The following is a 19,405-nucleotide window of genomic DNA, read 5'->3' as shown; positions in this document are numbered from 1 at the left end:
ACATGTCCCCTACCGTTTCGCGGTCCAAGCCTGCTTCTCGTCCCAAACCCAACCGGCCCGAACGTTTCGGCGCCATTGCACGCACCTTGTGGGTGCTTTTTGGCCTTGGTGTGCTGAGTGCCGTTTTGTTCATTCTGGCCGTCAGTGTCAACTTTCTGAATCTGTTCGGCAGCATGCCGAACCTAAAAACGCTCGAGAATCCTAAGAGTGAAGTAGCCTCAGAAATCTACTCGGCCGATGGCGTGCTGATGGGTAAGTACTTCCGTGAAAACCGCACCCCGGTCGACTACGAAGCCCTGCCCCAGAACCTCATCGACGCGCTCATCGCGACCGAAGACATCCGCTTCGAAGACCACTCCGGCATCGACCTGAAGGGGATGGCCGCTATTCCGTACTATGCCGTGCGCGGCAACGTCCGCCGGGGCTCCAGTACTTTGACGCAGCAGCTTGCCAAGCTGCTATTCCGGACCCGGGAAGACCTAAACGATGGCCGCCTCAACGACGTGCCTGGCGTACGTATGCTCATCACCAAAACCAAGGAATGGATTTTGGCCGTGCGCCTCGAGCGGAACTATACCAAGCGCGAAATCCTGCGCATGTATTTGAATACGGCTGAGTACGGGTCCAATGCCTTTGGCATTCATACTGCCGCCAAGACCTTCTTCAATAAAAAGCCGCAGAACCTTAACCTGGAGGAGTCGGCATTGCTGGTCGGGCTGGTAAACGGCCCTTCTTGGTTCAACCCCGTTCGGAACCCCGAGCGGGCCAAGCGGCGGCGCGACTGGGTGTTGAGCCAGATGCGCAAATATGGCTATGTCGAGGAGCCTGCTTACGCAGCAGCCGTAGCGCGCCCTATCAAGCTGGATTATAAAGTCGAAAACCAGAACGAAGGCATCGCGCCGTACTTCCGTGTGGAGGTCAGCAAAATGCTGCGCAGTTGGGCCAAAGAAACTGAGCAGGACCTATACGCCGATGGCCTGAAGATTTACACGACCATCGACTCCCGCATGCAGAAGTATGCCGAGTCGGCCGTGGCCGACCACATGAAGCTGCAGCAGAAGTGGTTTGATGCCCACTGGAAGGGGCAGCAGCCCTGGCGCGACGAAAACGGCAAGCTCATTCCGAATTTTCTTACCTCCTCAATCCAGCGCACCGAGCGGTACCGCTCGCTGTATACGCGCTACGACGGCAACAAAGACTCCATCAAGTACCACCTCAACAAGAAGTACAAGATGAAGGTCTTCACGTGGAACGGTGGGGAAAAAGAGGTGCTGATGTCGCCCATGGATTCGCTTGCATATTACAAGCGCTTCCTGCACGCAGGCTTCATGGCCATGAACCCGCTCAATGGCCAGGTGAAAGCTTGGGTGGGCGGCATTAATTTTAAATACATCAAATACGACCACGTAAAGCAGGGCAAGCGCCAGCCCGGCTCCACGTTTAAGCCTTTTGTGTACGTCGCGGCCATCGACCAAGGCTATTCACCGTGCTACCAGCGGCCCGACATAGCCACGACCTTCCCGGCCGTAGCAGGCCGCCCGGCGTACACCCCGCGCAACTTTGAGGGCAGCTTCTCAGGTCGGACCTTTACGCTACGACAGGCATTGGCCCGGTCCATGAACTCTATTACTGCGTGGCTGGTCCAGCAACTCGGCCCGGAAACGGTCGTTGCCTACGCCAAGCGCCTTGGCATCACCTCGCCCATTGAAGCCGTACCCGCCGTGGGTTTTGGCTCCTCCGATGTCAGCATTTATGAGCTTAGTGGAGCTTACAGCACCTTTGTCAATAGGGGTGTTTGGACCTCCCCAATGATGGTGACCCGTATCGAAGACAAAAATGGCAATGTGCTGCGCGAGTTCGTGCCTCAGATCAAGGAGGCGCTAAATGAGGAAACGGCTTACCTGATGACGCACATGATGCGCGGCGCAGTAGAGGAAAAAGGAGGCACCTCCATTATCCTGCGCGGCGGCTTCAAGTTCCCCTATCAGATTGCGGCCAAAACCGGCACTACGTCAAACTACTCCGACGCTTGGTTTATGGGTATGACGCCGGACTTGGTATGTGGTATGTGGGTAGGCGGCGAGGACCGCAGCATTCACTTCCGCACGGGTTCCTATGGCCAAGGGTCCAGATTGGCGCTGCCGATTTACGGCCTGTTTATGAAGCAGGTGTATGCCAACAACAAAGAAATTGGTATCAGCACGGGCGAATTTCCGAAACCACAGAAGCCTCTCAGCATCGAAATTGACTGCTCGCGCTACTACGGCGGTGGTCAGCGAGATACTATTCCCTATGAGCAAAAGCTTAACCGGGTAGACCTACAGGACCTGAAGGATCAGGATATTTAACAGGCTTATTGGCTTCCATGGCAACGGCCTCACTTCATTGGAGTGGGGCCGTTGCCGTTAGAGCCAGCTCCGGTATATTAATGCCTACTAGTTACCCCAGTGGTGAATTCTGCCAACCCCAGCGTTGTTTTAGTAGTTTAATTCGTTGCCTCCTCACGCCAATACTGTTCTATGGCTGCCAAAGCCCATTTGCAAGAGCAAATCCGCCATTTACCGCACCGCCCTGGCATCTATAAGTACTTCGATGCGGAAGGACGCATCATCTACGTGGGCAAGGCTGTCGACCTGCGCAAACGCGTCAGCAGCTACTTTACCAAACAGGACCATAATCAGAAGACGCGCCAGCTCGTCAAGAACATCGAACGAATTGAATTCACTATCGTGGATTCAGAATCTGACGCGTTCCTGCTCGAAAACAACCTCATCAAGCAGCATCAGCCTAAGTACAACATCCTGCTGAAGGATGGTAAGACTTACCCTTATCTGTGCATCACCAATGAGCGGTTTCCGCGCGTACTGCCCACGCGTAACAAGATTAATGATGGGTCGCGCTACTATGGCCCTTATGCCAGCGTGACGGGCATGAACGTCATCCTAGAACTCATTCGTGCCCTCTACCCGCTTCGGACGTGTACGTACAACCTGTCGCCTGAAAACGTGGCTGCTGGGAAGTATAAGGTCTGCTTGGAGTACCACATCGGCAATTGCAAAGGCCCTTGCCAAGATCTGATTGACGAGGACATCTATAATCAGCACATCCAGCAGATTCGCAACATTCTCTCCGGTAACTTAACAGTGGCCAAGGGCTACTTCAAGGAGCGTATGATGCAGGCCGCAGTTGACCAACAATACGAGCTAGCTCATCAGTACAAGCTTAAGCTTGACAAGCTTGATGACTTTCAAGTCAAATCCACTATCGTCAATCCTTCGCTGTCGGATATTGATGTGTTTGGAATTGCGTCCAATGAGAAGTCAGCTTTCATCAGCTACCTGAAAGTGATGAGCGGCTCCATCATTCTTACCCAATCGTTGGAAGTACAGAAGAAGCTCGATGAGACTGATGCCGAAATCTTGGCGCCCATGATTATGCAGCTTCGGCAAGACTTTGAAAGCGACTCACGTGAAATCTTGGTCAACGTAGAGTTGCCCCCCCTCCCCTTGCCTGGCGTGAAAGTAGCCGTGCCGGAAATCGGCGATAAGCGCAAGCTGCTAAACCTCTCAATCAAAAACGTGCTTTACCTGCGTAAGGAAAAGGAGTCAATGAATGAGAAGTCGAAAGATGTGAACGAGGTTCGTATTCTGGAGCAGGCAAAAAAAGACTTACGTTTAAAGGACTTGCCCAGACACATCGAATGCTTTGACAACTCCAACTTCCAAGGGGACAATCCGGTGGCTGCCATGGTCTGTTTCCGAAACGCCAAGCCTAGCAAGAAAGACTATCGGCATTTCCATATCAAGACGGTGGTAGGGCCCAATGATTTCGACTCCATGTACGAAATCGTTACCCGGCGTTACCGCCGCTTGCTAGATGAAGGTGCCAGCTTACCGCAGCTGATCGTGGTTGACGGGGGCAAAGGGCAGCTTGGCATGGGCGTAAAGGCCCTAAAAGACCTCGGCCTCTGGGGCCAGATACCGATTATTGGCATAGCCAAGCGCTTGGAGGAAATCTACGTTCCCAATGACCCCTTACCGCTGTACATCGACAAGAAAAGCGAAACCCTGCGCCTGATTCAGCGCATGCGCGATGAAGCACACCGCTTTGGCATCACCTTTCACCGTTCCCGCCGCGACGCTGCGACCCTCAAAACAGAACTCACGGATGTTAAAGGCTTAGGTCCAGTCACCGCCGACAAACTGCTTAGCAAGTTCAAGTCTGTGAAAAAGATCAAAGAGCTGAGTGAACAGGAGCTCATTGCCGAAATTGGCAAGTCCAAGGCCAAAGTTTTGCTGACTTACTTTGATCAACAGGATGCTGAAGCAGGCAGCTAACGCAAGCGACGAGCTAGCAGCGTACCGACTATAATGGAGTTGGCTTACTTTTTTACAAGCAAAAAGCCCCAGCCATATGGCCGGGGCTTTTGTTATTAAAGTCAGCAGAAGCTTAGAAGCTCCACAAGCTGTACTCGTACTCGATCAGATCAGCAGCGGCTTGCGAAGCAGCCAAGATACCCTGCTGCTGGCCACCGTAGATTTCATCAAGACGCGAGTCGCTCGGGTTCGACACCTTAACGATGTAAGAGTTGAACAGCCAGAGTTCAAAGGCATCAGCCAAGTTCTTGTGCTGCGCGTCGTTTTGCGGGTTGAACCAAATAGCCTTGTCCGGGTTGGCGCGGAACACGCGTACCAGGTCAGCATACTTGAAGGTACCAATTGGCTTTTCAATACCAGACGTGTTGGAGCTCAACGTAGCAGGCACCAGCAGCGTGATGGTCTTGATGTCGTGGTACATTCTGGACCGCTTCTTGTCGAAGATCATGTCCTCCTTCAATTCCATCTGGTAGATGTCCTTGGGGCGGTACTCGTAGCTCGGCGGCGCAACAGGCTTCGGGGGAGCAGCGGCAGCAACGGGGACCTTCTCCATGATGGTCTTACCGTTTTTGTCCTTCATGATCTTGCCGTTCTTGTCACGCTTGGGCTGCGTCTTCGTAGTGGCAGCGGCACCCTTAGCAGGTTTCTTTGCACCACCACCCCAAGCGTCATCCCAACCACCGCCGGTATCTTCTTGGGTAAAACCAGCAGCTTTCTCTTCTGCACTCAGTTCATTAGAGGCAGCAGCGTAAGAGCCATTGGCGGCAACTTCTGCCGGAGTGAACGTCGAGGTCAGAGAGTCGTTACGGTAAGCTTGCAACTCACCACGCTTAACGGCTTCTAGAATTACCCGGCTAATTTCTTTGCCCTCCGCAAACATCGGCTTGTTCTGCTTTTCACGTAGGTCAATAGCTCGCCATACGGTCTTGCGGAACATGATATCGGAGTTAGGAATGGGCCGATACGAGCCGTTGCTGCTGGCTGTAGTAGCTTGCTCCTGTGCGCTGGCAGATACCGAAACCGTCAGGCCAGCCGCAATTGCAGCTAAGGAGAGGAACTTGTTCATGTGAGGGAAAGGCAAAAGTTCAGGCAGTTGGTTCAACAACTTAGTATTAGATCAGCGGCACGTTAAACTGCTTGCTCATATTCACCTCTTCCTGCTCACCACGGAAGTTCATACGGCGTACTTCCTTCACTTCGATGTACAGACGGTCGCCTTCACGAGCCGAGTTTACTACGTCGCTCAGATCTACGTCAGGGCCGTTAACGGTGCGCGTCGGAATAGCAGGACGCTTACCGCGTACCAGCGTTACCTCGTAGCGTGTTACACGGTAACGAGCATCCTCAGGCAAGAAGGTAGCAAAGCCAGCATCTGGCACTGCCTTCAAGCTCAGGTTACGCACAGCCGTGATAGGAGTACCCTGCTTTTCATTGGCTTCGCGGCCACCTACTACGCATTTGATTTCCGGCTTGGGAATAGGACGAACCTGGAAGGTTTGCGAGCCAATAGCGTTACCGCCGCTGCTTACGTTTAAGGTTACCTCACGTGAGTTCGGCACCAGGGTTACTTCACCCAGCTTGTCGCCTTGGATTACTTGAGCACCCGAAGCAGAGAAGCCCGGCTTGTACTGAGGCCCCAATGCAGGTACTTGTACGCTCAGCTTGTTGCCGCACTTAAAGTACAGTGCCTGAACCGAAGCCGACTGGATCTGCATAACTGGCTTGCTTACAACGTAAGGTACTGTCACCTTAAACGTGGTGTCGCGGCCGTTATTGTTGATGCGGATGGTACCAGTCCAAGTTTTCTTGGCGTTACCCGAAGCATCGAATGCGCCAGGAGTAGCCGTGAACTCAATCTTGCCCTTACCAGTGCTCGGGTCAACCTGCAACGGAGAACCGTTCAGCGTCATACTCGGACGCATGCCTGAAGCAGAAGCCGTCAGAAACAATTCTGCCTTGTATTTCGTACCAGCAGCTACCGTATTGGACTCAGCGCTAGCAAAAGCACCTATCTTGTCGAAAACGATGGTTTGTCCACCTACTTCCGCAGCCAGCTTAGCTAGAGCATCCGATTCGTACTTCAGTACTTCGGCTTCCTTCTGCGACAAAACTGCCAAGGCAGCTACGAGAGGAGTATTCTCGAAATTCAGCTCAGCGAAGTTTTTGTTCTTCTGCTCAGGGTCGGTTACACCAGCATCCTCTTTAGCATCGAGAGCGAGAGGCTCAACTTTAGAAGGATTGCTCAGGGTTTGCATTACTCCGTTGATGTAGGTCGAGTATTTGTTCAACTCATCCTTCATCTTATAAGCTAGCCCATCACGCTTGCCACCAAGCATGGCAATGGCTACCTTATCTTCGGCGCTCATGTTCTTGTACTCGTTTTTGCCCTTGGTGTTTTCAGTGGCCGTTACGAGTTGGTCACGCACACCACGCAGATAAGAAATCATTTGCTGTGTCTGCGACCGGACCTCTTCGCTGCGCTTCAGCACAGCCAAGTCTTTTGCTTGGTTACGGTTCTTCTCAACCGCAGCTTGAATGCCTTTTACCTGGCCATCATGGTCTTTGGAGACCTTGGTGTTGATGCTGGTAAGGCTGTCATCCAAAAACTTGAATTTGAGAAGAATCGCGGAGTTTACTTGCAGCGCAAGAAGGGCAGTCAGTACCAAGTACATCATGCCAATCATCTTTTGCCGCGGTGTTTCTTTACCTCCCGCCATTGTTATTGATTCCTATAAAGAAGTCGTGGGTGGATTGAGAACTAGTGTATGCTACCCCAACAATTAGTTGGTGGAGCGCATAGCGTTCAACATGTTGCCGTACACGCGGTTCAGCGAGTTCAGGTTAACCGTCAGCTTAGCAACTTCATCCTTGAACTGCTCGGTGTCTTTACCAGCGGTAACAAGGTTTTCCATAGCTTGGCTAAGCGTGCCATAGAACTTGTTCATGGACTTCAGGTGGGTGTTAGCATCCTGCAGTTCCATTTCGTACACCGCGTTCAGAGCGCCCAAGTTCTTGGTTACGTTCTGTACTTGCAGGTGGTACTCGCGGGCATCCGACGTAGCATCAGCCATGGCAGTCATAGCCTCAGCGGTTTGCTGATAAGCCGAGTTAATGCGCTCCAAAGATTGAGCAGCGCCACGTACTTTCTGGGTGTACTCGTCGGTAGCGTTGGTAGCGTCGCCGAGCGTAGAAAGCTGCGAGGTAGTAGTGCTCAAGCGGTTCAGGCCTTCGCCCAGCGACTTGATAGCGTCGGGAGTCACGTTAGCATCCTTCAGCATGTCGTCGAGCTTGCGGGTCAAGCCGGTGCCCGAGTTTTCAGCGCTGAAAGAATTGCCAGTAGAAGGATCAAACCCTTCAGCTAGCTGGGGGTAAACCAGCGACCAATCCGGATCCTTAGCAGTAGGTTGGAAAGCACTCAGGAAGAAGATCACCGCCTCAGTTCCCAGACCCACGATCAGCATGCTATCGGCACCCGGCCAGTGTTGGATCTTGAACAGCGCCCCGATAATTACGACCGCTGCACCGATGCCATACACTTTCGGCATGACCGAGTCATACAGAAAATTCCCTTTTTGTGCCATTGTAAAGTAAGAAGTTGAAAAAGTGGGTGTGAGTTTGAAAAACTAGAGGGAAAAACAAGGGATTACAGACGGTTGTTGGTGCCCATGCCAATCTGAATTAGGGCACAGCGGAAACCGATGTAAGAACGAGCTGAGTCTTGGTATTCGAAGTTGCGGGTACCCGTTTCGAGGAAGTAAGCAATATCTTTCCAAGAGCCACCACGAACAACTTTGCGGGGTTCGTTATCGTCCGGGTTGGTTGGGTTCATATCCCATACTACGGGCATAGAGGACTCCATGTAGGCATCATCGCACCATTCGGATACGTTGCCAGCCATGTCGTATAGGCCGAAGTCGTTGGGGAAGTAAGCACCTACTGGCGAGGTATATGCGAAACCGTCAGAGGCATAATCACCACGACCGGGTTTAAAGTTCGCCAACATGCAACCTTTTGAGTTGCGCAAGTATGGGCCACCCCAGGGGAAGGTCGCTAATTCACGACCACCGCGCGCAGCGTATTCCCACTCAGCTTCTGAAGGAAGACGGAAACCAGGCACTCCTGCTACGCCTGCTTCGGCAGCAGCGGCATTCTTGTGCTTTGTACGCCAGTTGCAGAAATACTTGGCAGCAAACCAGTCTACCCCAACAACAGGATAATCGTCAAAAGCAGGGTGGCTGTAGTAGTACTCCATGAGCGGGTCACCCATATGATAGGTGAAGTCTCGTACCCAAACCGTAGTATCCGGGTAGAGTTCGGTCATAATGTACTCCTGGCCCAGCACGTCGATGGAGTCCTGAAGGACCGCATTCATGAACTGACGGTATTCGTTGTTAGTAATTTCCGTCTCGTCCATGTAAAAGCCGGCAATGGTTACCTGCTTGTTCATGTTAACCATTGAGGCAGCAATGTCCTCGTCGGTCTGACCCATGTGGAAGGTACCGCCAGGGCAAGGTACCATACCAAAAGGCACCTCTTGAGGGTTAAATTCGGGGCGGTCCTCAGCGCCCACCAGGTCACCCTGAGGGCCTTTGCCGAAGCTGCAAGCCCCCAACATCAAGGCCACTGAGGCGATGAGGGGCAAACCAAGAAACTTGTTCATGTGAGGGTGAAAGTGACTGTTCAGGCGGCGATACCCAAAGATTACAATTTTGCGCTTGGCAAATTTAGCGACAAACCTTTTCGCAAGCAAGCATTTAGCTAAAGGCCATCAGTTTGTTTACGAACCGGTTATGCGGCCAGCAAAACGACTGAGGGACTCAAGTTATTACACGCAGGCAAAAAATCTGGGCATAAAGCCGCTACAGCGCCGGATTTTACCCCGAAGGCCAACAGTTAGAAGCTGTAACGCGGTGTACGGATAGCGGGGCGAACGGCCAACCCGGGTTTAGGAAGGCGATAAGAAATCATAATTTCGTGCGAACTAAATGCACGGGCATCTTGATTAAATGCAATCCAGTCGAATGAATAACCTATTCGCAGCGCATTATCTTTCAGCACGGATCCGCCGATCAAACCAGTTAATGATTCGTCGTACCGGTAACCAACTCCACCCCAGAAACGGTCGTTAAGCGTAGCACGCAGGCCTGCTTCAAAGGAATTGTTATCCAGCGAAAACTTTTTGCTGTCACCGAACTTGCCAGGCCACACCATTTTACCGACCGCATTAGGAGTCAGCACAATAGCATCGGTAAGTTCAAAATTATAACCAACGCTCAGATAAGCGTGGTTCTCAGCCGTAGCCTTTGCGGTTTCAGTTCCGGTTACACTTTGAAACTTGTACTCCGAGCGCAACAGGTTATTGACGCTAAAACCTGCGTACCAGCGTGGTGATTCATACCATACGCCTGCACCAGCATCAAACTTATTGTCGGAACCGTTTGCAGGGACACTGGCATCCCCTTCTTCAGCTGGGCGGTACTCGCCGCGGCTCCAGTTATTGTAAATTCCTTGAACACCAATACCCAAACGCCCTTCGTCACCTATTTTGAAGTGCTTGGAGTAAGAGAGAGATGCAGAGGTTATATCAGACTGGGCAATTTCGTCTCGATAGAGGTTGAAACCAACCCCACCACCTATAGCGGCTATAGGCAATGAACCAGAGAGCATATACGTCTTAGGCTCACCCCCCCGATCTAAGGTTGCCTTGTAGTTATAATACTGGTAACGACCTATGGCGATAAACTCACCTTGCCCTTTGATGCCGGCGTAGGCGGGGTTTAAAAACATGCCATTGAAGGCATAGTGGCTGAATTGCGGTTGCTGCTGAGCAACTGCTGTCCCAGCCACTGCTGAGAGCAAAAGAGTGGCAAGTAAAGGTCCCTTCATAGGAAGCAACTAAGAGGTGGGTGGTTACGGTTGATGGGTGGGTCAGCGTAAGTTTTTCAAATGTATAGAAAATTACACCCGCAACAAATCTCCCCAAAAAAACAAGCGGCCAGCATAAATACTATGCTGGCCGCTTACTATCAACTACTTAGCTTGTGCTTAGGCTTTTTGTTTATTGTTGCGTGTCTGCTCTTTTGCTATTTCGCTACCGTGATGATAACGGATATAAGCTTCGATTGCACCGGTCATAGAAGGTGCATTGGGCTGCGGTGCTTCGATGTCTAGTTCCAAGCCAGCATCAATGACAGCTTTGGCAGTTGTAGGACCAAAAGCGGCAATTCTAGTTCCGTCCTGAACGAAATCAGGGAAGTTGATAAACAACGAACTAATACCTGAGGGACTGAAGAAAGCTATGCAATCATACTTCACATCAGACAGATCAGACAGGTCGCTGGCCACGGTGCGGTAGATGACAGCTTCGGTGAACTTGAAGCCGTTGGCACGCATGAATTCTGGAATATCATCTTTGCGGATATCGGAGCATGGATAGAGAAACTTCTCGTTCTTATGCTTCTTGATGACCTCGAACAAGTCAACAGCAGTACGCTGACCTACAAAAAGCTTACGCTTACGCAGGACGATATATTTCTGCAGGTAATTAGCTGTTTGCTCGGAGATGCAGAAGTACTTCATCTCAGCGGGCATTTCCAGCTTAGCTTCCTGACATATACGGAAGAAGTGGTCAACGGCATTGCGGCTAGTGAAGATAATTGCCGTGTGCTCCTGTATATTAACCTTCTCTTTTCGGAAATCCTTATAAGAGACAGGGTCGACCTGAATAAACTCCCGGAAGTCTACTTTGATGCCATATTTATCGGCAATAGCAAAGTAGGGCGACACATCATTAGCCGGCTTGGGTTGGGTAACCAAGATGCTGCGGATGCGCTTGGCGTGTCGACCGGTACCCGGCTTGTCGGTGCTCTCAGCCATGTGAGGAAAGAAAGTAAAGCTAAGCGATACGAAAGGGAGCTGTGGGCAAGGAAATAAGCTGTCGTTTACTTAATAAGTAACGACCAACAACTTGAGCAACACAGTCAAGGGTATGATTTCGGTGGCGCAAAGGTACGAAAACAAATGTAGATTCCAGAGTGGCATTCGGCGGTGAAGTGTGCGTGCGACGCGAAATACCGTAGCTAGCAGCATTAGGGAGACCACCCCATTGGATACCCATAACACTCCTTCTGGCCAAGTTTGGTTTAGCACCAGATATAGTAACATCACTATAGGTAGAAACAATCCCATAAAGAGCAAGCTCCTAACAAATTCGCGGTACTGAACCAATACTAAAGCAGATAAATCGAATATATACCCCATCAAGGCTAGGTAAACCGCTTTGAACAGCACAAAGGCAGCGATGAGGGAAGCGTAAAGCACTACCCGAGAAACTAATCCCGTTTCGGTTACTGCAAAAAGTTGCCGTAGAATTATAATGCTTTGAACGTTAGTATGGATAGCTACGATTAGCAAACCGAATGATAAAGCAAATACCAGCACCAACAGAAGGTTCAGCCACGTGATAGTAGGACGGGTTAGGAAGTTTTGCTCGCCAGGAGCATTACTCCACAACTCGTAAATACGAGCAAAGCCAGGTCGGTACACGGTTCGGATACCGCCGTATAACAAGCCAATGAATAGCAGAAAGCAGAGAAATACGTTTTCTCCTTGGTGGCCGCCCATTCGTTGTTTGGGGCTCCACCATCTGGCTTCCTTAGCAGCGGCTACTTTAGTTATCGAACGAACAACATTGCTGAAAGACGAATAGTTTGGAGTAACCTCGGGATGCCATACACATAAGAGGTGATGGCCCGGGAGCTTGGGAGCAGGCAATAGCTCAGCGAGGTCAACCGTATAATTTGCCGATGCATCGGCTTTGAAAGCTAATTGATTGTCAATAAACAGGGTAAGGTTTTGCCTGGCGGCAAAGGAAATAAGAAACGGCTGCTTAGGCTGAATATCTACCCATTGGTAATAAGCACGAGCTGGCGTGTGGTAACCTGGTAAAAACAGCACTAACTTATTGCCTTCGCTATCGTGAATAAGCCAATCTTTGTTTAGACCCGTCCGTGGGTCAGGAGGCAAAGGCCGGTATTCAGCCGCCTGGGCAGTGCTACCAAGGATGCATAGCATGGCCGCAAACAACATTGCCAGCCATGCAAGCGTCCACCGTTGATTAAGAAGCCACTCGTTGTTGCGCACTGCGGCTACGGTAAGTGCCTAAAAATACACTCAGTAACAAGGAAAACACAAGCAACCCGGCAATCAGGAGCGTGTTACCGAGGTCGGAGAAATTAATAACGAACAGAATTACTACGAGATTCAGCAGTGCTAACAGAAGCACGGTGCTGATCTGCTGAAAGCCCATAGCCATAATTCGGTGGTGAATATGGTTTTTATCGGGGGTGAAGGGAGAGGTTCCATTCAGCACCCGCACTGTGAAAACGCGTAGCGTATCAAACAGTGGCACGAATAGGATACCGAAAGCTACTGACGGGTTGGCTGAGCCGAAGGGCTGATGCGCATGTACACCCATTTCAATGAATTGAATCGTCAGTACCGATACGATAAAGCCACAGAGCAAGGAGCCAGTATCACCCATAAATATGGTGGCCTTGTGGAAGTTATAGCGCAAGAAGCCCAGCATTCCCCCAATCACGCAAACCGAGATGAAAACGTAATTACCAAAGGAAGCACCACCAAAACGATAAAAGTAGTAACCGAACGTGCTGACGATGATGATGACAATAGAGCCAGCCAAACCATCCAGCCCATCAATCAGATTTATGGCGTTGGTTATGCCAGCAATAGCCAAAAATGTGAAAGCGTAGCTAATGCCGATGGGTAACTCGTGAATTCCGAAAATGCCCTGGAAGCTGGTGATGCGGATATCAGCCATGAACATAACAATCCCGGTAGCCAGCAACTGACCCACCAACTTCTTAGCAGGCGATATGGACACCAAATCGTCTTTGAGGCCAACGAAGAAAAGAACAATGCAACCCGCTAAGAGTTGCTGTACACCGTTGCCGAGGTCAGCGAAAATGGTGAGGGCCGACATAAAGCCTGCGAATATGGCTACCCCGCCCAACCGGGGCGTAAGGATAGCGTGCACGGTCCGCTTGTTGGGCAGATCGAGCATGTTCTTAAGGTGAGCTATATAGATAACCGATGGTACCGCGAACAGCGCTACTAAAAAAGCCCAAAGGAAGGCCAACCCAAGCGTCACGCCGTTTGCATTCATAAGTAAGTGGTGAGACGCACAAAGTTACGCAACAACCATGGAAGCCAGATTGCTTCAGGTGTGAAGCACTCCTTCACGCCCTAGCAGAGCAATGGGAATAAGGTTGTCGGCAACAATGGAGTCGGGCACGAAAATGAATTTCTTGTCGAAAATCTGGCTACCGCGGTAATAGCTGACCCAGTACTGATTGTTTAGATGAAACAAAGCAGGGTCAATAGGCTCCAGAGGCACTGCGGAAAAGGCTTCGACTTCCGGAAAGTGGTGGCGCAACGTCGAGGTACGTACGTTGTGTCCTTCGTTGTCGGTTCCGTAACCGTTAGAACTCACAATGACGTTTTGGAGCGCGAAGTCGTTATGGTTAAGCAAGTACACTAACCAGCCCGGCTTACCCAGCTCCACAGCAGCGGCGTCATCGGGCACGACGGCTACTGATACTCCCTCTACTGGATCAAAGTTGATATTCTCTTTCATGCGCCTTGTTCGATGATTTCGGCATTGAGGAGTTCGGACAGGTGTCGGACCACATGGTCTTCCACTTCCGGAAGCGAAATTTCGCGACCGAGCTCCTGCTGTAGTGAGGTAACAGCTTTGTCAGTGATACCGCAAGGAACGATGTGCCCAAAGTAAGTCAGGTCGGTATTGACATTAAGTGCGAAGCCGTGCATAGTTACCCAGCGGCTGCATTTCACGCCCATTGCACAGATTTTGCGCGGATTGGGTGCGTTGTCTTCAAAATCGAGCCAAACGCCGGTAAGGCCTGCAATGCGACCGGCATTCAGGTTGTATTCGGCCAGTACCCGTATGATGGCTTCTTCCAGCGTGCGGAGGTAGAAGTGAATGTCTGGCTTAAAATTTTCTAGGTCCAGAATCGGGTAGCCGACTAGTTGACCAGGGCCGTGGTAAGTGATGTCACCACCCCGGTTGATTCGGTGGAAGGACGCATTGCGTGCAAGCAGCCCAGCATCGTCTAGTAGCAGATGTTCGGGCTTGCCGCTTTTGCCGAGCGTGTACACGGGCGGATGCTCGCAGAGCAGCAAATGATTGGGGGTAAATGCTGGCGCAATGCCCGTTCCCTCGTTTTGGCGATTGAGGGTTTTGATGGCCAGGGTTTCAGCAAGTAGCTTTTCCTGGTAATCCCATGTGGGTACATACTCAACCTGGCCCAGGCGCTGTAGCTCAATGCGCCGGCTGCTGTTGGCGGGCAACGGCAGATCGGCGCTGGGGGCCGTCGCAGGCATTACGGGCTGCACGCAGGCTGAGTAAAGTTCGGATTCCATACCACAAAGGAAATAGCTAAACCACCAATCACCGGTACTCGGTCGGGAGTTGACAGTTAAGCAATTTACGAAAATCAGGGTTTAACCTCACCTTCAACAGCTTGAGCAATTGATGGTGCGCTTAAATAAGAAGTGAGCTACAACAGTCCCCAACTTGTATGGTACAGCATAAACGCAGCAAATGCTGTAGCTTCTGCCGACTTTATCAACGTTAGCTAACGTTATGGCCTCCCCTACCCTCGGTGCTGCTGGCGAACAAGCCGCCGTCGACTATTATCTAGCTTGTGGTGCTACCATTCGGGCACGCAATTATCGTTTTAAGCGGTCCGAAATCGACTTAATTGTGCAACAGGGCGACCAGCGCTTAGTGTTCGTAGAAGTAAAAGTACGTACCGACTTGCGGTACGGCTACCCCGAAGAATTTGTGACGGCAGCCCAGCAGCAACGCATTCGGCTGGCAGCCGAGCACTACCTCATCAGCTGTAACTGGCCAGGCGACATTCGCTTCGATATTCTGGCCCTAACGCCTAGCTCACAAGGCTTTCGGGTGGAAGCATTCGAAGACGCCTTTTAAAGAGGACGTCAATATTGACTAATTGCGACGCGGTGTGAGAGGGTTCTTGGCGTCTTCGGCGCGCTTGTCGAGTTTGTCTTTCTCGTAGATCAGCACGCCGTTGCGGTTGTACTCCTTTATTAACACGGGCTCCGCTTCGGGCTCGTAGCCCGATTCGCCGTACTCATACTCGTAGTGGCGGCGGTTGCGAAAGCCCCAGTATTTGGTCCAAGTGCCTACTTTGCGGCCGTTTTCAAACTGCCCAGCCCAGTCCAGTTGGCCGTTTGCTTTGAAGCTGGCGTAGTCGCCTTCCAGTTTGCCATCGGTATAAGGCACTATCTCCTTTACCATGGTGCGGGCGCCGTCATAGTAGCTGATGTTGGCGTCGCGCGGGAAACCCTGCTCATAGTGCACCTTGCTGAGCAGGATGTTTTCCCGGTTGAACCGCTCCCAGCGCAGGTGCCTGGTTCCGACAAAGTAGAATCCGGTTTCGACCACCTTACCACCCTGCATCTTCTTATAAGGACCGTGCAACACCTTGTACTTGGCAAGGTCGGCTTCGGCGGCGGAAGCCGTTTTTTCGATGCGCTTTTTAGCTGGGTTAAAGTACCATTTGGTGGGGGCATAGGGATTCGGCTGCTTTGGAACCTTCATGTAATAGAAGATTTCGATTACCTGATTTCGCCCTTTCGGCCCCGATTTGGTGTAACCCTTCTTGATTCGTTCGCCAAGGAAGATGCTTTTCTTACGCTTGGCCATGGCCTTACGCTGATCGGCTTTCTGCTTTTCCTCGGCTTTGCGCTGTTCTTCTTTGGTCAGCTTCTTGGCAGTGCTCAACGAAGGGGCATTCACCGTGTCGCGGGCCATAGCAAGCGTATCGCGTCGGGATGCCGAGAGCGAATCGAGCGGCAACAAGGCAACTGCCGATGCATCGGGCTTGCTATTAAAGGAAACCGTTTTTTTGGTACAGGCTCCAAGCAGCACTAGTGGCAGCAGCAACAGCGTGGGCGACAGGCGAAACGAACGCATCAACGAAGAAGACAGGTTATCGGGAAGCGGAACGTAAAGATAGGGTTTGATAGTGCCCGACGGCGAGCGGTAGTTTAGTGCCTCCCCAGCGAGCCGAATGCAGGAAGGGCCTTGCCCAGCTGAACGCTTACCGAGGTGGCGAAGCGCTCAGGCTGAGAAAGGCCCTTCTGAAATCAGTTAAGAGGCTTTTATTCAGTGGCTAGCAGCTCGGCGCTACGCTTTACAAACTGCGTCAGAGCTTCGCCCTTCAGCATGCCCTGAGCAAGCAGCGCTAAGTCGAAAGCTTGCTTGGCCAGTTTGGTGGCGGCTTCTTCATCAGCTTTGAGCACACGCTGGGCCACGGCGTTGTTGGCATTGACGCTAACCGTGTAGCTGTCGGGCAAAGTACCAAACATGGCCATGCCGCCGCCACCGCCCACACGCTGCATGTCCTTCATGCGGCGCATGAACTCCGGCAGGGTGATAATGACAGGGGCATCCTGCGGGGCCAGGGCCTCCACCTGCACGTGCATGTGCTCGTTGTTGATGGCTTTAGCAAAAAGCTCCTGTAGCTTGGTCTTCTCGTCGTCGGTGAGGACACTTTCAGTAGTCTCTTCTTTCTCGATGAGCTTGCTGACAGTTTCAGCGTCGACGCGCTTGAAGGTGGTTTTCTCCAGCTTCTGCTCCAGTAGGCCGATGAAATGCGAATCGAGCGGGCCATCCAGCTTCAGTACATCATAGCCGCGCTCTTGGGCTGCTACTACGTAAGCGTGCTGGGCCTCAGCGTCGGTAGTGTAGAGCAGCACGGTTTGGCCATTTTTGTCCTGCTGATTGGCCTGCACAAACTCCTTGTACTCGTTTAGGGTGTAAAACTTACCACCTTCGCTTTGCAGCAAGGCAAAATCCTTCGCGCGGTCATAGAACTTGTCATCCGACAGCATGCCGTACTTAATGAAAAGGCCGATGTCGGACCACTTCTCCTCGAACGAGCTACGCTCCTTGCGGAAGATTTCGGCCAGTTTGTCGGCTACTTTCTTCGTTACGTACTGATTGATTTTTCGCACGTTTGCGTCGGCCTGAAGGAAGGAGCGCGACACGTTCAGCGGAATATCGGGTGAATCGAGCACGCCGTGGAGCAGCATCAAGAACTCAGGCACCACGTCCTTCACCTCGTCGGTGATGAATACCTGACGCGAGTAAAGCTGAATCTTGTTGCGCTGCAGTTGCAGCTCGTCTTTCACTTTCGGGAAATAGAGGATGCCCGTCAGGTTGAAAGGATAATCTACGTTCAGATGAATCCAGAACAGCGGCTTCTCAGTGAACGGGTACAGCTCCTCGTAGAACTTGATATAGTCCTCGTCCTTAAGGTCGTTGGGCTGCTTAGTCCAGAGTGGCTGCGTCTGGTTGATGACCTGACCCTCAAATTCGATGTCGATGGGCAGAAACTTGCAGTACTTCGTCAGGATGCCACGCAGGCGCTGCGGCTCCAGGAACTCATCGGAATCTTCGGCTACGTGCAGCACTACATCGGTACCGCGCTCAGCCTTGTCGGCGGTCTCCAGACTGAACTCCGTGCTGCCATCGCACACCCAACGGGCAGCTTCGGTGTCGGGCTTGAAGCTTTTGGAGAAAATCTCTACCTCCTTCGCTACCATGAAGGCCGAATAGAAGCCTAAACCGAACTGACCGATAATCTGGTCCTTGGCCGAAGCATCTTTGTCTTTGTACTTCTCGACAAACTCGGTGGCACCGGAGAAGGCAATCTGGTTGATGTACTTCTTGATTTCCTCGGCCGTCATGCCGATGCCACGGTCGGAAACGGTGATGGTGCGCTTTTCCTTGTCCACGCTCACCGTCACCTTCAACTCGCCGGCTTCGCCCTGGTACTCCCCCAGCTGCGCGAGGCTTTTCAGCTTCTGGGTTGCATCGACGGCATTGGACACCAACTCACGAAGAAAAATCTCGTGGTCGGAGTACAGGAATTTTTTGATGATGGGGAAGATATTCTCGGTGTGAATCGAGATGCTACCGGTTTCCTGCATAGCGGTTGGCAATGAAGTGAAGTAAGTTGATAATCAGAAGGGCGGCCACGCAAGCCGCTCGACGAGTTCCGACTTCAAACCTTGTTCCACCTCACGCATTATGCCCAAAGGCTGCCAGCTTGGCAGCCAGCAGCCTTAGCGGAGGCGTGTAAATACGCCAAAACGCAAGCTCATTAATGCGAATAGCTTACCGTTCGGCTTACAGCTCTGGGGGTATACACTACGGCAGGCTCGCTGGTAGGATTAATCAACCATTCGAACGCAACAGTAGCGTCCGTAAAAAACTGCACGTCGAAGCTCAGCAGATGACGACCCAAATGCAGGAGGCTTTCTGCGGCAAGCTGATTATAGGTGTTGGTGCCGAGTACTAAAGCTAGCTGGCGCAAGCACGGCAATTTCTCCACTTGGGGTAGCACCTCGCTATTAATCCATATCTGGTCGTCGAGGCCCACGTTGGGCAGGCCGCTCAAGTCCACCACCCAGTACTCGATGGCAAGACGCTGTAGCATGTGTTGCACATGCTCTACCGCCGGGCGGAATAGATGCATGTTGTGCGCGCCCTGCCAACGGTGGTAGAGCAAGCGAAGCTCCGGATCATGAAAGACAACCAGAGAATCAGTAGATAGAACAGTCATCGGCACAGGTTCAAACAGTTAGCGTCAGCAAAGAAATGGCTGGCCCACTTCCTTGCTGACGCTTCTTGCCTGATACTCGATGAATCTCGCTCAATGATCAGCGTTACTCGCTGAATGATGCCCGTGACAGTGTGCTCTATACAAAAAGAGCGTCGACGGGAATGGTGGGTAGGGGCTTGCCTTGGGGGCGAATACGCCGGGCTAACACTTGTAGGGTGCGTAGAAGTAGATGCTTCATAAACGTGGGAATGTGAGGCAGAAACAGGACCAGTGAATGTAATTATTCTACGCATTTACTGCACGACTGTTGTGCTTAATAAGCCTCATTTA

The 19,405-nt window shown here is 51.7% G+C and carries 16 protein-coding genes; 3 read left to right on the top strand and 13 right to left on the bottom strand.

Going from position 1 to position 19,405, the window contains the following annotated elements:
* Nucleotides 1-2 precede the first annotated feature (2 nt).
* Together AC5FXY_RS07155 and uvrC are read left to right on the top strand one after the other, a co-directional pair.
* Nucleotides 3-2,348, top strand: a complete 2,346-nt coding sequence (locus tag AC5FXY_RS07155; RefSeq protein ID WP_493555966.1) for a penicillin-binding protein 1A — start codon at nucleotides 3-5, stop codon at nucleotides 2,346-2,348.
* A 171-nt stretch (nucleotides 2,349-2,519) separates the two neighbouring features.
* Entirely contained in the window at nucleotides 2,520-4,337 is a 1,818-nt protein-coding gene (gene uvrC, locus AC5FXY_RS07150) for an excinuclease ABC subunit UvrC (RefSeq protein WP_493555965.1), read from the top strand.
* A 112-nt stretch (nucleotides 4,338-4,449) separates the two neighbouring features.
* Here uvrC and porN read toward each other — a convergent pair whose 3' ends face one another.
* The 10 genes from porN to lipB form a co-directional block, all read right to left on the bottom strand.
* A complete protein-coding gene (gene porN, locus AC5FXY_RS07145; RefSeq protein ID WP_493555964.1) occupies nucleotides 4,450-5,442 on the bottom strand; it encodes a type IX secretion system ring subunit PorN/GldN in 993 nt (330 codons plus the stop codon).
* 46 nt (nucleotides 5,443-5,488) lie between these two features.
* Nucleotides 5,489-7,093 (bottom strand): type IX secretion system motor protein PorM/GldM, encoded by a 1,605-nt coding sequence (gene porM, locus AC5FXY_RS07140; protein WP_493555963.1) that lies wholly within the window; start codon nucleotides 7,091-7,093, stop codon nucleotides 5,489-5,491.
* Nucleotides 7,094-7,156: 63 nt separating this feature from the next.
* Nucleotides 7,157-7,921 carry a type IX secretion system motor protein PorL/GldL gene (gene porL / locus AC5FXY_RS07135; RefSeq protein WP_493555962.1) on the bottom strand — a complete coding sequence of 255 codons (765 nt, stop codon included), beginning with the start codon at nucleotides 7,919-7,921 and terminating at the stop codon, nucleotides 7,157-7,159.
* Nucleotides 7,922-8,019: 98 nt separating this feature from the next.
* Nucleotides 8,020-9,036: a T9SS ring complex lipoprotein PorK/GldK gene (gene porK / locus AC5FXY_RS07130; protein WP_493555961.1), complete on the bottom strand. Its 1,017-nt coding sequence runs from the start codon at nucleotides 9,034-9,036 to the stop codon at nucleotides 8,020-8,022.
* Between the two features lie 233 nt (nucleotides 9,037-9,269).
* Nucleotides 9,270-10,262: a PorP/SprF family type IX secretion system membrane protein gene (locus AC5FXY_RS07125; RefSeq protein ID WP_493555960.1), complete on the bottom strand. Its 993-nt coding sequence runs from the start codon at nucleotides 10,260-10,262 to the stop codon at nucleotides 9,270-9,272.
* A 159-nt stretch (nucleotides 10,263-10,421) separates the two neighbouring features.
* Complete coding sequence (locus AC5FXY_RS07120; RefSeq protein WP_493555959.1) at nucleotides 10,422-11,252, bottom strand: uroporphyrinogen-III synthase; 831 nt, start codon at nucleotides 11,250-11,252, stop codon at nucleotides 10,422-10,424.
* 69 nt (nucleotides 11,253-11,321) lie between these two features.
* The gene (locus AC5FXY_RS07115) at nucleotides 11,322-12,518 is read right to left on the bottom strand and encodes a DUF4271 domain-containing protein (RefSeq protein ID WP_493555958.1); all 1,197 of its coding nucleotides are present in this window, start codon (nucleotides 12,516-12,518) and stop codon (nucleotides 11,322-11,324) included.
* Nucleotides 12,493-13,377, bottom strand: a complete 885-nt coding sequence (locus tag AC5FXY_RS07110) for an MraY family glycosyltransferase (protein ID WP_493555957.1) — start codon at nucleotides 13,375-13,377, stop codon at nucleotides 12,493-12,495. The genes AC5FXY_RS07115 and AC5FXY_RS07110 overlap by 26 nt, the downstream gene beginning before the upstream one ends.
* Before the next feature lie 237 nt (nucleotides 13,378-13,614).
* Nucleotides 13,615-14,031, bottom strand: a complete 417-nt coding sequence (locus tag AC5FXY_RS07105) for a hypothetical protein (RefSeq protein WP_493555956.1) — start codon at nucleotides 14,029-14,031, stop codon at nucleotides 13,615-13,617.
* A complete protein-coding gene (gene lipB, locus AC5FXY_RS07100; protein ID WP_493556105.1) occupies nucleotides 14,028-14,798 on the bottom strand; it encodes a lipoyl(octanoyl) transferase LipB in 771 nt (256 codons plus the stop codon). Before lipB ends, AC5FXY_RS07105 begins: the two co-directional genes overlap by 4 nt.
* A gap of 262 nt (nucleotides 14,799-15,060) precedes the next feature.
* Here lipB and AC5FXY_RS07095 point away from each other — a divergent pair, with 262 nt between their 5' ends.
* Nucleotides 15,061-15,411 carry a YraN family protein gene (locus AC5FXY_RS07095; RefSeq protein ID WP_493555955.1) on the top strand — a complete coding sequence of 117 codons (351 nt, stop codon included), beginning with the start codon at nucleotides 15,061-15,063 and terminating at the stop codon, nucleotides 15,409-15,411.
* A gap of 18 nt (nucleotides 15,412-15,429) precedes the next feature.
* On the opposite strand, the gene AC5FXY_RS07090 is transcribed toward AC5FXY_RS07095, so the two are convergent.
* From AC5FXY_RS07090 to AC5FXY_RS07080, 3 genes are all read right to left on the bottom strand, one after another.
* Complete coding sequence (locus AC5FXY_RS07090) at nucleotides 15,430-16,419, bottom strand: toxin-antitoxin system YwqK family antitoxin (protein ID WP_493555954.1); 990 nt, start codon at nucleotides 16,417-16,419, stop codon at nucleotides 15,430-15,432.
* 188 nt (nucleotides 16,420-16,607) lie between these two features.
* Nucleotides 16,608-18,440: a molecular chaperone HtpG gene (gene htpG / locus AC5FXY_RS07085; protein ID WP_493555953.1), complete on the bottom strand. Its 1,833-nt coding sequence runs from the start codon at nucleotides 18,438-18,440 to the stop codon at nucleotides 16,608-16,610.
* 173 nt (nucleotides 18,441-18,613) lie between these two features.
* The gene (locus AC5FXY_RS07080) at nucleotides 18,614-19,075 is read right to left on the bottom strand and encodes a hypothetical protein (protein ID WP_493555952.1); all 462 of its coding nucleotides are present in this window, start codon (nucleotides 19,073-19,075) and stop codon (nucleotides 18,614-18,616) included.
* Between the last annotated feature and the right edge of the window lie 330 nt (nucleotides 19,076-19,405).

The sequence above is a fragment of the Hymenobacter sp. FMD4 genome, assembly GCF_058932745.1.
Note: the sequence above shows the minus strand (reverse complement) of the source record. Positions and strands in the feature narration are given on the sequence as shown.

Bases quoted from the DNA above. Each gene is read 5' to 3' on its own strand.
- AC5FXY_RS07155 (WP_493555966.1), top strand. From the start codon at position 3: ATGTCCCCTACCGTTTCGCGGTCCAAGCCTGCTTCTCGTCCCAAACCC.
- uvrC (WP_493555965.1), top strand. From the start codon at position 2,520: ATGGCTGCCAAAGCCCATTTGCAAGAGCAAATCCGCCATTTACCGCAC.
- porN (WP_493555964.1), bottom strand. From the start codon at position 5,442: ATGAACAAGTTCCTCTCCTTAGCTGCAATTGCGGCTGGCCTGACGGTT.
- porM (WP_493555963.1), bottom strand. From the start codon at position 7,093: ATGGCGGGAGGTAAAGAAACACCGCGGCAAAAGATGATTGGCATGATG.
- porL (WP_493555962.1), bottom strand. From the start codon at position 7,921: ATGCCGAAAGTGTATGGCATCGGTGCAGCGGTCGTAATTATCGGGGCG.
- porK (WP_493555961.1), bottom strand. From the start codon at position 9,036: ATGAACAAGTTTCTTGGTTTGCCCCTCATCGCCTCAGTGGCCTTGATG.
- AC5FXY_RS07125 (WP_493555960.1), bottom strand. From the start codon at position 10,262: ATGAAGGGACCTTTACTTGCCACTCTTTTGCTCTCAGCAGTGGCTGGG.
- AC5FXY_RS07120 (WP_493555959.1), bottom strand. From the start codon at position 11,252: ATGGCTGAGAGCACCGACAAGCCGGGTACCGGTCGACACGCCAAGCGC.
- AC5FXY_RS07110 (WP_493555957.1), bottom strand. From the start codon at position 13,377: ATGTCGGCCCTCACCATTTTCGCTGACCTCGGCAACGGTGTACAGCAA.
- AC5FXY_RS07105 (WP_493555956.1), bottom strand. From the start codon at position 14,031: ATGAAAGAGAATATCAACTTTGATCCAGTAGAGGGAGTATCAGTAGCC.
- lipB (WP_493556105.1), bottom strand. From the start codon at position 14,798: ATGCCTGCGACGGCCCCCAGCGCCGATCTGCCGTTGCCCGCCAACAGC.
- AC5FXY_RS07095 (WP_493555955.1), top strand. From the start codon at position 15,061: ATGGCCTCCCCTACCCTCGGTGCTGCTGGCGAACAAGCCGCCGTCGAC.
- AC5FXY_RS07090 (WP_493555954.1), bottom strand. From the start codon at position 16,419: ATGCGTTCGTTTCGCCTGTCGCCCACGCTGTTGCTGCTGCCACTAGTG.
- htpG (WP_493555953.1), bottom strand. From the start codon at position 18,440: ATGCAGGAAACCGGTAGCATCTCGATTCACACCGAGAATATCTTCCCC.
- AC5FXY_RS07080 (WP_493555952.1), bottom strand. From the start codon at position 19,075: ATGACTGTTCTATCTACTGATTCTCTGGTTGTCTTTCATGATCCGGAG.